We start from the raw sequence: 13,092 nt of genomic DNA, 5'->3' as shown, positions 1-13,092 counted from the left end.
TTAAGACACTAATCCGCGCGCCCTGCGACCTTGAACTGTTGCACAATACGCCCCGGACGTTTCCCTCAGGATTTTCGATGTTTAGACCATTTCACCTGCGCACTGCCGGGTTGATGCTGTTGGCCGCCGTTGCCGGTTGCTCGTCGCAGAAGACGGCCATTTACGAGCATGAACACTTCGATGATTCCGGCACCTTTTCGCGCAATTACCCGGTGAGTGACACAGCTTCCTGCGAGGCGGCCCGCCGTGCCTTGCTCAGCCAGGGCTACATCATCACCAGCAGCGATCCGAAGCTGGTCAACGGGCACAAGAGCTTCCAGCAGACAGGCGAGACCCACCTGGAGATCAGCTTCAGTGTGGTCTGTGCCCAGGACGGCAGCGGCGATCGCCATTCCACGGTGTTCGCCAATGCCCTGCAGGACCGTTATGCGCTGAAGAAGGTCAACAACTCGGCGAGCCTCGGGGTGGGCGTGCTGGGCTCGGTGTCGATGCCGATCGGCTCGACCGACGATTCCATGGTCAAGGTCGCCAGCGAGACGGTTTCCTCGGCGAAGTTCTACGAACGTTATTTCGCCCTGGTGGAGCTGTTCCTGCCGCAGGAAGCGAAAAAGGCCGCGCATATCATCGAGAAGCCCAAGACCGATCTGGGCGTGCCCGAGGCCAAGCCCGTAGAACCTGCGGCGGCCCCGGTGGCCCCAGCGAGCCCGCAGCCGGCGCCGGCAGCCCCGGCAGCCGAGCCGGCAGCGCCCGCGGCTCCGAGCGCGCCGCCTGAGTCGAACTTCTCGCAACCCCAGGCCGCGCCTGCCGAAGCCGCCCCGATTGCGCCGAGCGGTCCCGTGGAACCGACTCCGGCCCCGTCCGTCGAAACCGTCACGCCGCCTCCCGCCAGCACCCTGCCGCCACCCACAGAGCCGATTCCGGCGCTGCCGCAGTAAAACTCCGGCCTCGCGGGGCCGACCCGGACAGGGCGTTCCCGCGATTGCCGCATCCCTGATGCGGGCAATGGTCCGACCCGGGTAAATCGGTCGCTGGCGATTACGTTTCTTTTGCAGGGCGAAGGCGGGTGCGAGGTATTTTTTCTGTCATACCGGCACTTTATGCTGCTAGCCAAGGTCAGTAGGAAAATCACCGAGCAAGGTTATTCACCTCTCTGCAACAAGGAGTCCGCCATGGACGATTACCAAGAAGAACTGCTGGAATTCCAGGCTTTCGAACTGGACCCGCTGGAACCCGCAGAAGACGCCACCGAGCTGTAACGCCGGTGGCTTTTTTTTTCAGGCGGACTGGCGGTGGCTGCGGCGAAACTCGCCCGGTGTCTGGCCGCTCCAGCGCTTGAAGGCCCGTTGAAAGGCCTCGGCCGAGGCAAAGCCCAACAGGTAGGCAATTTCCCCGAAGGCCAGTTCGGTATCGCGAATGTAGGTCATGGCCAGATCGCGCCGGGTGTCGTTGAGAATGGCGCGAAACTGCGTGCCTTCCTCGGCGAGTTTGCGGCGTAGCGTCCAGGTCGGCAGCTTCAGGCGTGCCGCCACTTCCTCCAGGTCGGGCTCCCGGCCACCACTGAGCAACGGCCCCAGCAACTGCGTGATGCGTTCGCGCAGGCTGCGGGTGCGGGTCAGTTGCTCCAGTTCCCGTTCGCACAGTTTGAGCAGTTGTTGCCAGGTGCTGGGGCAGTGCCCGGCATTGCGCTGGGCGAGGGTGGCCTGGCCCAGGCGCAACTGATTGTGCTCGGCGCCGAACTGGATCGGGCAATCCCCCAGGACGTCGTAGCGCTCGCGGTAATCGGTCTGGGCAAACTCGATCTCGATGCGTTCGGCCCTGACCGGCGCGCCAAGGCTGCCCAGTTGCTGCAGCCAACCGGCGAGGATCGAATCCACCACGAAGCGGTTGTACGCGTTGTAGGGGCTGATGGAGTAGAAGCGCAGCCAGGCGCCATCGGCATCTTCGTGGAAGCTCGACTGGCCGCGGTAGTTCGAGCCATACAAGGCCTCGAAGCGGGTCAGGCAGCGAGCCGCCTCGCGCACGGTGGGGGCCTGGGCCGCGGTGACACCCGCCAGGCCGGCCTGGCTCAGGCGGCTGAGCTGGCCCATGCGCAAGCCCAGGGCCGGGTCGCCGGTCAGCTGGATCGCCGCGTGGCCCAGGCGCATGTAGCGCGGGATCGACAGTCGTGCACCGGCCTCGGCCAGGCGCGCGGTGTCCAGGCCGTATTGCTCCAGCAGCGGTTGCGGGTCGATGCCATGGCCGCGTACGGCATCGGCCAGGCTATGGACGAAGCCGACCGACAGGTCTCCGAGGCGCATCGGTTGGGGCTTCACGGGCTTACAACCAGATATTCAGCAAGCGTGCGCCGCGGGCGTCGCCATCGGCGAAGTTCTCGCCCCTGGCGTTGATGAAGCTTTGCCCGGCGCTGCCCTGATCCCAGAACTGGCCGCGCAGGAACACGCTGACACCGGCGCTGGCCAGGCTGCTGGGCGCCCGGCTGGTCAGGGTCAGGCGGCGCCAGGCTTCGCCTTCGCTGACTTCTTCGGGCTTGAGGCTGACCTCGCTCGGCGTCGCGAGGTTCTTGTAGCCGCGCCATGGCCGCTCCCAGGCGCCGCGGCCCAGGACGAAGGCCGGCACCGCCACCAACTGGGCGCCCTGGGCATCGAGCTTGCGGTAGTTGTCCGGGTACCAGCTGTCGCTGCCGATCAGCACGCCCAGGCGGCCGGCGGGGGTGTCGACGACCTGGACCGCCTGGTCGGCGCTGGCCTTGATGAAACCGCGTTCGTCGAAGCTCGGGTACAGCTGGCGCTGGGGCTGGCCAAGCGGCAGGCCATCGCGACCGAACACCAGGGTGGTGTTGTACAGCGCGCCACTGCCGATCTGCAGGTTGCTGCCTTCGATCACCGGTTCCGGCAGGACGATGGAACCGGCCACCAGGGTGATGCGGAATTCCTTGGCCAGGCCGCCGAATAGGCGCTGGTACTGCTCGGCCATGCTCGGGGCCTTCATCCGCAGATGGGCGTCGTCCAGGCGACTGTCGCCCTTGGCAGTGATCAGGGCGCGCAGGAAGGGCAGGGGGTTGCTCACCGCCAGCCAGTTCATCGCTTCCTTCAGGCTGGCGGCCTGGTACAGCTCGTTTTTCTCGCCGCTGAGCATCAGCCAGGTGCCGATGTGTTCCGGCAGCACGACCACGGTCTTGTCGTTCAGCAGCCCCTGGTCGCGGGCCTGTTGCAGGTAGGCGGCGAGCTTGCGGTGCAGACGCTCGGGGCTCTGGTAGTCGGTGGGGAACAGTTCCGGCTGGATGCCCAGCAGGTTGCCGTTGTCGGCGGGGGTGCCCTGGTCCACCGCCAGCTGGATGCGCAGGTCGGACAGGTAGTGCCCGATCGGCCGCTCGCGGGTCCATAGCGTATAGCTGGTCAGTGCGGCGATCAGCGCCAGGGAGAAGGTGAAATACAGAAGTGTGCGCATGGGAAAGCAGTCGGCAGCCGTGTGCGGGATTCGCTGACTAGGGTAGGGCGCATGTTCTCGGTTGCCAAGGGCGGGCTGCGCATTTGGATCAATAAGTTGTCAGTTACGGTCATTGAGCGCCTGGGGGGCTGCTCTTAGTCTGTCGAGCATGACCGACGGAGGCCGCAGAGCTTCCGCATTCTTTCCGTGATCGTTTCGATGTGGAGTTACCGATGGCCGCCGCTCACTACCCGCATTTGCTGGCCCCGCTGGACCTGGGCTTTACCACCCTGCGCAACCGCACCCTGATGGGCTCGATGCACACCGGCCTGGAAGAAAAGCCCGGCGGTTTCGAGCGCATGGCGGCCTACTTCGCCGAGCGCGCCCGTGGCGGCGTGGGGCTGATGGTGACGGGTGGCATCGGCCCCAACGACGAAGGCGGGGTGTATTCCGGCGCGGCCAAGCTGACCACCGAGGAGGAGGCGCTCAAGCACCGTATCGTTACCCGGGCGGTGCATGAGGCCGGCGGCAAGATCTGCATGCAGATCCTGCATGCCGGGCGGTACGCCTACAGCCCGAAACAGGTGGCGCCGAGCGCCATCCAGGCGCCGATCAACCCGTTCAAGCCCAAGGAACTGGACGAGGAAGGCATCGAGAAACAGATCCGCGATTTCGTCACCTGCTCCACCCTGGCGCAGCAGGCCGAATACGACGGCGTCGAGATCATGGGCTCCGAAGGCTACTTCATCAACCAGTTCCTCGCCGCGCACACCAACCACCGTACCGACCGTTGGGGCGGCAGCTACGAGAACCGCATGCGCCTGCCGGTGGAAATCGTCCGCCGGGTGCGCGAGGCGGTGGGCCCGAACTTCATCATCATCTTCCGCCTGTCAATGCTCGACCTGGTGGAGGGCGGCAGCACCTGGGAAGAAATCGTGCAACTGGCCAAGGCCATCGAGCAGGCTGGCGCGACCATTATCAACACCGGCATCGGCTGGCACGAAGCGCGGATCCCGACCATCGCCACCAAGGTGCCGCGCGCCGCTTTCAGCAAGGTCACGGCCAAGTTGCGCGGTTCGGTATCGATCCCGCTGATCACCACCAACCGCATCAACACCCCGGAAGTGGCCGAGCAGATCCTCGCCGAAGGCGACGCCGACATGGTGTCCATGGCGCGGCCATTCCTCGCCGACCCGGAGTTCGTCAACAAGGCGGCCGCCGGGCGTGGCGATGAAATCAATACCTGCATCGGTTGCAACCAGGCGTGCCTGGACCACACCTTCGGCGGCAAGCTCACCAGTTGCCTGGTCAACCCGCGGGCCTGCCATGAGACCGAACTCAACTACCTGCCGGTGCAGCAGATCAAGAAGATTGCCGTGGTCGGCGCCGGCCCTGCCGGGTTGTCGGCGGCGACCGTGGCGGCCGAACGCGGCCACCAGGTGACGCTGTTCGATTCGGCCAGCGAAATCGGCGGCCAGTTCAATGTCGCCAAGCGGGTGCCGGGTAAGGAAGAGTTCTATGAAACCCTGCGCTACTTCAAGCGCAAGCTGCAGACCACCCACGTCGAGCTGTGCCTCAACCAGCGGGTCGATGTCGCGCAACTGGTGGCGGGCGGTTATGACGAAATCATCCTGGCCACCGGTATCGCGCCGCGCACGCCGGCGATTCCGGGTGTCGACCACGCCAAGGTACTGAGCTACCTGGACGTGTTGCTGCAGCGCAAGCCGGTGGGCCGGAGCGTGGCAGTGATCGGCGCCGGCGGTATCGGCTTCGACGTCTCCGAGTTCCTCGTGCACCAGGGCGTGGCCACCAGCCAGGACCGCGAAGCGTTCTGGAAGGAATGGGGCATCGATACGCACCTGGAGGCCCGTGGCGGGGTGGCCGGCATCAAGCCCGAGCCGCATGCCCCGGCGCGCCAGGTCTTCCTGCTACAGCGCAAGACTTCCAAGGTCGGCGACGGCCTGGGCAAGACCACCGGCTGGATCCATCGCACCGGCTTGAAGAACAAGCAGGTGCAGATGCTCAACAGTGTCGAGTACCTGAAGATCGACGACGCGGGCCTGCATATCCGTATCGGCGAGAGCGGCGAGCCACAGGTGCTGCCAGTGGACAACGTGGTGATCTGCGCCGGCCAGGACCCGCTGCGCGAATTGCATGAAGGCCTGCTGGCCGCCGGGCAGAACGTGCACCTGATCGGCGGCGCCGACGTGGCCGCCGAGCTGGACGCCAAGCGTGCGATCAACCAGGGCTCGCGCCTGGCCGCCGAACTCTGATTCGCCGGTAACGACAGCCACCGCGACTCTGTGCAGGGTCCCGGTGGCTTTTTTGTGACTGTTCCGACTTGCCCGCGATAGGGCCCTCCAGGCTGATAGACTCCCCACCTTCGCCACCCAGAACCCGCCCGCCATGCATCACCGTCTTGCTTTATGAGTCTCGGCCCTTTCCCCAACCTGCCGAACGCACCCCTGCAACCCCTGGTCCTCGACTGGCTGTCCCGTGCCGGCGTCGAGGTGGCGGTGCTGCGCCTGGACCTGATCGATCCACTGATCAGCGGCAACAAATGGTTCAAGCTCGCCCCGCATCTGGCACGGGCTCGGGAAACCGGCGCTCGTGGCCTGATCAGCCTGGGCGGCGCGCATTCCAATCACCTGCATGCGCTGGCGGCCGCCGGCCAGCGCTTTGGCTTTGCCACTGTGGGCCTGCTGCGCGGCCACCCGCAGGACACGCCCACCGTGCGCGACCTGCAAGGCTTCGGCATGGCTCTGCACTGGCTCGGTTACGCCGGCTACCGCGCTCGACACGAACCCGGGTTCTGGCAGCCCTGGCAGGCGCAATACCCCGAGCTGTTGCCGGTGGCGGAGGGCGGTGGCGGCTTGCTCGGCGCCAGCGGTTGCATGCCGCTGGTGAGCCAGGTCCGCGGCCAGTTGAGCGCGCTGGGCTGGGAGGATTATCAAGCCTGGTGGCTGGCCGCCGGTACCGGCACCACCCTGGCCGGGCTGGTGCTGGCGGAGGCTGGCGGCCATCCGGTGTATGGCGCCCTGGCGGTGCCGGACGATCACGGCGTGGCCCGACGGGTGACGGCGATTGTGCAGGAGGCGGGGAGGCAGGCTGCGGGTTATGAACTGCTGGACAGCAGTCGCGGCGGCTTCGCCAAGGTCGATCCGGCGCTGCTGGCGTTTATCGATGAGACCGAACGGCACAGCGGCCTCCCCCTGGAGCCGCTGTACACCGGCAAGGCCTTGCTGGCCTTGCAGCAACAGGTGGAGGCCGGGCGTTTCGCCGCCGGCAGCCGGTTGATCTTCGTGCACACCGGCGGGTTGCAGGGCCGCCGGGGTTTTGCCCTGCCGGGGCGCGCTTAGCCGCGCTTGGGCAGCATGCGTTGCAGGGTGTTGTCGCGCACGAAGTAGTGGTGATAGAGGCCGGCCCCCGCGTGCAGCCCGATCAGCCAATAGCCGATGGTGCCCAGCAGCACGTGCCAGCCTTCGACCTGCTTGGCCAAAGGCTTGTTCTCGGCCACCAGCAGCGGCAGGTCGATGCCGTAGAACATCACTTGGTGGCCTTCTGCGCTGGTGATCAGCCAGCCGAGGATCGGCATCGCGATCATGAACAGGTACAGGGCCCAATGCATCAACTTGGCCAGCACCTGCTGCCAGGTCGGCGGGGCCGGCAGGATCTTCGGCGCTACCCCCAGGCTACGGGCGAACAGCCGCAGCCAGACCAGCACGAACACTGTCAGGCCGAGCATGAAATGCGCTTCCTTGATCAGCGTCCGACCCCCACTGCCCTTGGGAAAGATCCCGCGTAATTCGATGCAGGCGTACACCGCGATCAACAACACCAGCATCAGCCAATGCAATGCAATCGACACCGTGCTGTAACGGCTGTCGGAGTTCTTCCAGGGCATAGCGCCTTCCTCGTTCATCAGGTCAGTAGTCTCCGTTCTAAGCGGCGGAGTGCTGTAACTGTAATCCTGTTTCCGAGGCTCTGCGCGGGGCAAATGCGCGGTTTGCGGCGGTGCCGGTAAAAAAAACGACAGCACCGGATCGGTGCTGCCGTTTTGTGCCTGGCGAACCCTCGCGGTCAGCTGCTTTGCGGCATTTCGCCGTTGGCCAGGCGCTTGTTGATGTCGGCGATGACCTGCGGCAGGTCGGTGATGGTGTCGATCATGTAGTGCGGGCGCGACCCTTCGAACAGCGCCTGGATGCGCTGGCGTTCGCTGGCCAGGGTATCGCTGCCCAGGGCGCGGTAGGCCTCGTAGGTCAGGCCCAGGGCGTTGCCGGAGCAGAGCAGCGCCACGGTCCACATGCCGGCGCGCCGGCCTTCGAGAATGCCCGGCACGGTGTCGTCGATCTTCACGCAGGCGGCGACATCGTCGATCCCCAGGGCGATCACGTTGGCCAGGGCCTGGGCCGGCCACGGGCGGCCGTTGGGCACTTCATCGGTGGCCACCACATGGTCGGCGACGTAGCCGTTGCTCGCCGCCAGCTCCACCACCTTGTCCATGACTTGCTTGGGATAGCCGGAGCAGGAGCCGATCCTGATGCCTTGGCGGCGCAGGTTGGCGATGGTGTCCAGGGCGCCGGGGATCAGCGCGGAGTGTTCGGCGATCTTCTCGATCTGCAGCGGCATGAAGCGCTGGTAGATGGCGGTGACGTCAGCGTCGGTCGGGGTGCGGCCGAACACCTGGCGATAACGCTCGGCGACTTCCGGCAGGTTGCACAGGGTACGGATATGGTCCCATTTGCCCATGCCCATCGGGCCGCGGGCTTCTTCGATGGACACCCGGACGTCGAACTCGGCGAAGGCCTCGACGAAAATCTGGGTCGGAGCGAAGGAGCCGAAATCGACCACGGTGCCGGCCCAGTCGAGGATGGCGGCTTGCAGCTGGTTGGGGGTGTTGTAGTTCATGTGTCGATGCCTGTGTATGTAGGAGCGAGGCGTGCCCGCGATGAACGATGACGGGGTTGACCTGAAGGAACGCAGTGCCTGCGATCGCGGGCAAGTCGGATCGCCGCCCGCTCGCTCCTACAGGTTGTGTGGGGTTAGATGTCGAGCACTTCCATTTCTTGCAGCACTTCGGCGATGGCCTGGACCGCGGCGCGCATGCCGTCCTGGTCGACGTGGCCGATGCAGCCGACGCGGAAGGTCTCGACCTGGGTCAGCTTGCCGGGGTAGAGAATGAAACCCTTGGCCTTGACCCGCTCGTAGAATTCCTTGAACTGATAGCGCGGGTCTCTCGGGGCGTGGAAGGTGACGATGATCGGCGCCTGGATCTGCGCCGGCAGGAAGCTGCGCAGGCCCAGTTGCGTCATGCCGTCGAGCAGGGCCCGGCAGTTGTCGGCATAGCGCTGGTGGCGCGCCGCCAGGCCGCCTTCCTCGTGGTATTGCAGCAGGGCTTCATGCAGCGCCGCGACCACGTGCGTGGGCGGGGTGAAGCGCCATTGCCCGGTCCTGGCCATGTAGGCGTGCTGGTCGTGCAGGTCCATGGCCAGCGAGTGGCTGTTGCCGGCGGCCGCGGCCAGGGTCTCCTTGCGGGCGAAGACGAAACCCATGCCGGGCACGCCTTCCAGGCATTTGCCGGACGCGGCGATCAGCGCGTCGAAGGGGAGGGTTCGGGCGTCGATCGGCAGTGCGCCGAAGGAGCTCATGGCGTCGATGATCAGGCGCTTGCCATGGCCGGCGATCACCTGGGCGATGTCCGCCAGCGGGTTGAGGATCCCGGTGCTGGTTTCGCAGTGGATCAGCGCTACGTGGGTAATGGCGGCATCGGCCCGCAGCAGGCGGTCGACGTCGGCCGCAGTGGTCGGCTGGTCTTCGGCGGTTTCGAAGGTGCTGAAGTCGCGCCCCAGGACTTCGCAGATTTTCGCCAGGCGCTTGCCGTAGGCACCGTTGATCAGCACCAGCACCTTGCCGTCGCGGGGCACCAGGGTGCCGATGGCGGCTTCCACGGCGAAGGTGCCGCTGCCTTGCAGGGGCACGCAGTGGTGGCTGGCGGCGCCGTCGACGATGGCCAGCAGGCGCTCGCAGAGGCTGGCGGTCAATTGGTTGAAGCGGTCATCCCATGAACCCCAGTCCACCATCATCGCCTGGCGGGTACGGGCCGAGGTGGTCAGGGGGCCGGGAGTGAGCAGGATAGGCGCGGCGGTACTCATTCAGGTGTCCTCGCAGAAGCGCTATGGGATGCGCTGTGGGTGAAAACTACGGGACCTAAATTGCAGTTTGGCTTGTTATCAATCAAATTGTTTGTTGTTATGCCTGCCATAAGTGAGGCCGATAGATATGAACCTGTTCCAACTGCGCGCATTCGATGCCGTGGCCCGTGAAGGCAGCTTCACCCGGGCCGCCGCGCGGCTGTTCATCAGCCAGCCGGCGGTCACCGGGCACATCAAGGCCCTGGAGGAGCATTACCAGATCACCTTGCTGCGCCGCACCGCGCGCCGGGTCGAGCTGACCGAGGAGGGCACCAAGCTGGCGGCGATCACCCGCGCCATGTTCGGCCTGGCCGAAGAGGCCCAGGCGATGCTCGAAGCCAACCGGCAGTTGCTCACCGGACGCCTGGAAGTGGCGGCGGATGGCCCGCACATGGTCATGCCGATGCTGGCCAGCCTGCGGGCGCGCTATCCGGGAGTCACCGTCAACCTGCGCCTAGGCAATGCCCAGGAAACCCTGGCGGCCCTGCTCTCGGAGCACGCCGACGTGGCGGTGCTGACCGAAGTCGAGCCGCGCAAGGGCCTGCACCTGCAAAGCCTCGGCGAGTCGCGGATCTGCGCCCTGGTGCCGGACGGCCATCCGTGGGCGGCCGAGCCCGAGGGGCTGAGGCTGGAGCAACTGGACCAGGTGATCATGGTCCTGCGCGAGCCCGGTTCGATCACCCGCCGCACCTTCGACCGCGCCTGCGCCCAGGCCGCGGTGACGCCCAAGGTGCTGCTGGAACTGGACAGCCGCGAAGCGGTGACCGAGGCGGTGGCGGCGCAGCTGGGGGTCGGTGTGGTGTCGTCCCTGGAACTGAGCCCCGACCCGCGGGTGCGGGCGGTGCCGATCATCGGCGCAGGGCTGCTGAACCGCCACCTGATCGGCTGCCTGGAGCGGCGCCGCGAGCTGCGCCTGATCCAGGCGTTCATGGGGCTGGCGCCGGGCGGGTAGAGCCCGGCGGGGGGCTAGCCGGGTACGTCCAGGCTCTCGCGGACCATCTCCAGAAAGCTCGCCACCACCCGCCGCGAACTCTGCTCGCGCAGGCACACCAGGGTTTCCGTCAGGCGTCGTTCGCAGTCGAGGATCGGCAGGGCGCAGACCCGTGCATCGGCGCCGAACTCGGCGGCCGACACCACCCCCACGCCAATCCCCACCACCACCGCTTCGCGGGCCGCCTCGCGCCCCTCGACCTGGATCGCCGGGCGGATGCGCAAGCCGGCCCGGGCCATTTCTTCTTCCAGGGTCTGCCGGGTCACCGAGCCGACTTCGCGCAGCACCAGCGGCGTGTCGTCCAGGTCCCCGAGGCAGATCGATTCGCGTCCCGCCCACGGATGGTGGCGGGAAACGAAAGCCACCATCGGATCGTTGCGCAGGGGCAGGCAGAGCAGGCGTTCGTCGTTGACCTCGCGCCCGAGCAGGGCCAGGTCGGCCTGGTAGTTGAACAGGCGCAGCAGCGATTCGTCGGTATTGCCGGTCTCGATCTTCACGCTGATGCCGGGGTAGCGCTCGCAGAAACGTGCAACCTGCGGCAGCACATGCACCGGTGCATCCACGGCAAGGACCAGGCTGCCGGTCTGTAGCGCCCGGGAGGCCTGCAGCAGTTCCTGGGCCTCGGCCTCGACTACGAACAGGCGCTGGGTAATGGCCAGCAGGCGTTCGCCCAGGTCGGTCAGGCGCACCGAGCGCTTGTTGCGATGGAACAACTGCACGCCGAAGCGCTCCTCGAGTTTGCGCACCTGGTCGGAGATCGCCGGCTGGGTGAGGTACAGCCGTTCGGCGGCACGGGTGAAGCTGCCGTGCTGGGCCACGGCATGGAAGGCCTTGAGCTGTGCATGGGAAACCGACATCGCCGAACCTCTGACAAGCTGGACTTATATTTGAAATACGATAAATCGATTTCACTTATTAGTCCGCACTTGTTTCCATCGCCGCAAGCCGCTGACGGGCCGTTCGACCACCCGCCGGCCCTGAGCCTGTGCGTGTGCCGTGACTCTCCGCGAACAGCGGCGCCCACCAGCCTCATCTGACCGGTATCGCCCCCGAAAAAGGGCGGTGCCGCCGTGCTCAACAATAAAAAAATCCAGGCGTTTTCCCCCAATTCTGCCGGCACACTCACACCCTGAGGTCAGAACAATGAACAAGCAGATCAGCACCATTAAACGTTGGCGCGTGCAGATTTTCGCCATCACCTGGCTCGCCTACGCCGCTTTCTACTTCACTCGCAAAGCTTTTTCCGTGGCCAAGCTGGGGATCGCCGACGACCCCGCCTTCCATCTGGACAAGATGGCCATGGCCAACCTCGACGCTATCTACCTGGCGGCCTATGCGGTCGGCCAGTTCACCTGGGGCATGCTCGCCGACCGCTTCGGCCCGCGGGTGGTGGTGCTCGGCGGCCTGCTGATTTCCGCCGCCGCGGCCCTGTTGATGGGCAGTTTCGCCACGCTGCCGATCTTCGCCACCTGCATGCTGGTCCAGGGGCTGGCGCAATCCACTGGCTGGTCGGGGCTGTGCAAGAACATCGGCAGTTTCTTTGCCGCCGAACAGCGTGGCCGGGTGCTGGGGCTGTGGAGTTCCTGCTATGCCTTCGGCGGCCTGGTGGCCTCGCCCTTTGCCGGCTGGTGGGCCTACACGGCGATCGGCAGCTGGCACGCGGCCTTTGTTTCCAGTGCCGCGGTGGTCGGCCTGGTGGCGGTGCTGTTCTTCTTCCTGCAGCGCGACAAACCCCAGGACGTGGGCCTGCCAGCGGTGGACCCGGAACCCGAGCCAAGCGCCGAACATGCGGCGGCGCACGGCCGGCTCAGCGTCTGGGCGCCCCTGCGCGAGATCCTGCGCAACCGCACGGTGCTGACCCTGGGGTTCGCCTATTTCCTGTTGAAACCGGCGCGCTACGCGATCCTGCTCTGGGGCCCGGTGATCGTCTACGAACAGATGCCTTCGGTGGGCAAGGTCGGCGCGGCCATCGTGCCCACCGCGTTCGAGCTGGCCGGGCTGCTGGGGCCGATCATGATCGGCCTGGCGTCGGACAAGCTGTTCGGCGCCCGGCGCATGCCGGCCTGCGTGCTCAGCCTGCTGGCGCTGACCCTGGCCCTGGCGCTGTTCATGGGCGCGCTGCACACCGGCAGCGTGGCGCTGGTGGTGGTCCTGCTGTTTGTCATGGGCCTGACCCTGTACGGGCCGGACTCGATGATCAGCGGCGCGGCGGCCATCGACTTCGGCACGGCCAGGGCCGGTGCCACCGCTGCCGGTTTCGTCAATGGCTGCGGCTCGGTCGGGGCGATTCTCGGTGGCCTGCTGCCGGGCTACTTCGACACCGTCACGGTGTTCCTGGTCTTCGCCGGTTGCGCGTTGTTCTCGGCGCTGGTGCTGATCCCGCATTGGAACAGCCGCCCGGTCGGCCTCAAGCCCCACTGCGCCTTCGTCCCCAACCGCCCCCTGAGCATCAAGCCGCTGCGCGGCTGAACCTCGCCTTTACCC

General features: G+C 66.1%; 12 protein-coding genes. 6 read left to right on the top strand and 6 right to left on the bottom strand.

Annotated elements, in window-relative coordinates:
- The first annotated feature begins 77 nt into the window (after positions 1 to 77).
- Entirely contained in the window at positions 78 to 935 is an 858-nt protein-coding gene (locus TO66_RS20590) for a DUF2242 domain-containing protein (protein WP_044463998.1), read from the top strand.
- Positions 936 to 1,097: 162 nt separating this feature from the next.
- Entirely contained in the window at positions 1,098 to 1,256 is a 159-nt protein-coding gene (locus TO66_RS33475; RefSeq protein ID WP_156162097.1) for a hypothetical protein, read from the top strand.
- A gap of 18 nt (positions 1,257 to 1,274) precedes the next feature.
- Here the strand turns inward: TO66_RS33475 and TO66_RS20585 are convergent, their stop codons facing one another.
- Positions 1,275 to 2,297 carry an AraC family transcriptional regulator gene (locus tag TO66_RS20585; protein ID WP_171820042.1) on the bottom strand — a complete coding sequence of 341 codons (1,023 nt, stop codon included), beginning with the start codon at positions 2,295 to 2,297 and terminating at the stop codon, positions 1,275 to 1,277.
- Positions 2,298 to 2,316: 19 nt separating this feature from the next.
- A complete protein-coding gene (locus TO66_RS20580; RefSeq protein WP_044463996.1) occupies positions 2,317 to 3,447 on the bottom strand; it encodes a carbon-nitrogen hydrolase family protein in 1,131 nt (376 codons plus the stop codon).
- A 212-nt stretch (positions 3,448 to 3,659) separates the two neighbouring features.
- On the opposite strand from TO66_RS20580, the gene TO66_RS20575 reads away from it, so the two are divergent.
- Both TO66_RS20575 and TO66_RS20570 read left to right on the top strand, forming a co-directional pair.
- Positions 3,660 to 5,699, top strand: a complete 2,040-nt coding sequence (locus TO66_RS20575) for an NADPH-dependent 2,4-dienoyl-CoA reductase (protein ID WP_044463995.1) — start codon at positions 3,660 to 3,662, stop codon at positions 5,697 to 5,699.
- 153 nt (positions 5,700 to 5,852) lie between these two features.
- Positions 5,853 to 6,785 (top strand): 1-aminocyclopropane-1-carboxylate deaminase/D-cysteine desulfhydrase, encoded by a 933-nt coding sequence (locus tag TO66_RS20570; protein WP_044463994.1) that lies wholly within the window; start codon positions 5,853 to 5,855, stop codon positions 6,783 to 6,785.
- Here the strand turns inward: TO66_RS20570 and TO66_RS20565 are convergent.
- From TO66_RS20565 to TO66_RS20555, 3 genes are all read right to left on the bottom strand, one after another.
- Entirely contained in the window at positions 6,782 to 7,330 is a 549-nt protein-coding gene (locus tag TO66_RS20565; protein WP_044466112.1) for a cytochrome b, read from the bottom strand. The two genes, TO66_RS20570 and TO66_RS20565, sit on opposite strands and share 4 nt — an antisense overlap.
- Before the next feature lie 176 nt (positions 7,331 to 7,506).
- The gene (gene phnX, locus TO66_RS20560; protein WP_044463993.1) at positions 7,507 to 8,334 is read right to left on the bottom strand and encodes a phosphonoacetaldehyde hydrolase; all 828 of its coding nucleotides are present in this window, start codon (positions 8,332 to 8,334) and stop codon (positions 7,507 to 7,509) included.
- 134 nt (positions 8,335 to 8,468) lie between these two features.
- Positions 8,469 to 9,578: a 2-aminoethylphosphonate--pyruvate transaminase gene (locus TO66_RS20555; protein ID WP_044463992.1), complete on the bottom strand. Its 1,110-nt coding sequence runs from the start codon at positions 9,576 to 9,578 to the stop codon at positions 8,469 to 8,471.
- A gap of 127 nt (positions 9,579 to 9,705) precedes the next feature.
- Between TO66_RS20555 and TO66_RS20550 the strand changes: the two genes are divergently transcribed.
- Positions 9,706 to 10,569, top strand: a complete 864-nt coding sequence (locus TO66_RS20550) for a LysR substrate-binding domain-containing protein (RefSeq protein WP_044463991.1) — start codon at positions 9,706 to 9,708, stop codon at positions 10,567 to 10,569.
- 14 nt (positions 10,570 to 10,583) lie between these two features.
- Here the strand turns inward: TO66_RS20550 and TO66_RS20545 are convergent, their stop codons facing one another.
- Positions 10,584 to 11,465: a LysR family transcriptional regulator gene (locus TO66_RS20545; protein WP_044463990.1), complete on the bottom strand. Its 882-nt coding sequence runs from the start codon at positions 11,463 to 11,465 to the stop codon at positions 10,584 to 10,586.
- Between the two features lie 286 nt (positions 11,466 to 11,751).
- On the opposite strand from TO66_RS20545, the gene TO66_RS20540 reads away from it, so the two are divergent.
- Positions 11,752 to 13,077, top strand: a complete 1,326-nt coding sequence (locus TO66_RS20540) for an MFS transporter (protein ID WP_044463989.1) — start codon at positions 11,752 to 11,754, stop codon at positions 13,075 to 13,077.
- Positions 13,078 to 13,092: the final 15 nt, after the last annotated feature.

The sequence above is a fragment of the Pseudomonas sp. MRSN 12121 genome, from assembly GCF_000931465.1.
In the GTDB taxonomy this organism is placed as follows: Bacteria; Pseudomonadota; Gammaproteobacteria; order Pseudomonadales; family Pseudomonadaceae; genus Aquipseudomonas.
This window is presented reverse-complemented; position numbering and strand designations above follow the sequence as displayed.

Coding starts and splice junctions, on each gene's coding strand:
- TO66_RS20590 (WP_044463998.1), top strand. CDS start 78: ATGTTTAGACCATTTCACCTGCGCACTGCCGGGTTGATGCTGTTGGCC.
- TO66_RS33475 (WP_156162097.1), top strand. CDS start 1,098: ATGCTGCTAGCCAAGGTCAGTAGGAAAATCACCGAGCAAGGTTATTCA.
- TO66_RS20585 (WP_171820042.1), bottom strand. CDS start 2,297: ATGCGCCTCGGAGACCTGTCGGTCGGCTTCGTCCATAGCCTGGCCGAT.
- TO66_RS20580 (WP_044463996.1), bottom strand. CDS start 3,447: ATGCGCACACTTCTGTATTTCACCTTCTCCCTGGCGCTGATCGCCGCA.
- TO66_RS20575 (WP_044463995.1), top strand. CDS start 3,660: ATGGCCGCCGCTCACTACCCGCATTTGCTGGCCCCGCTGGACCTGGGC.
- TO66_RS20570 (WP_044463994.1), top strand. CDS start 5,853: ATGAGTCTCGGCCCTTTCCCCAACCTGCCGAACGCACCCCTGCAACCC.
- TO66_RS20565 (WP_044466112.1), bottom strand. CDS start 7,330: ATGCCCTGGAAGAACTCCGACAGCCGTTACAGCACGGTGTCGATTGCA.
- phnX (WP_044463993.1), bottom strand. CDS start 8,334: ATGAACTACAACACCCCCAACCAGCTGCAAGCCGCCATCCTCGACTGG.
- TO66_RS20555 (WP_044463992.1), bottom strand. CDS start 9,578: ATGAGTACCGCCGCGCCTATCCTGCTCACTCCCGGCCCCCTGACCACC.
- TO66_RS20550 (WP_044463991.1), top strand. CDS start 9,706: ATGAACCTGTTCCAACTGCGCGCATTCGATGCCGTGGCCCGTGAAGGC.
- TO66_RS20545 (WP_044463990.1), bottom strand. CDS start 11,465: ATGTCGGTTTCCCATGCACAGCTCAAGGCCTTCCATGCCGTGGCCCAG.
- TO66_RS20540 (WP_044463989.1), top strand. CDS start 11,752: ATGAACAAGCAGATCAGCACCATTAAACGTTGGCGCGTGCAGATTTTC.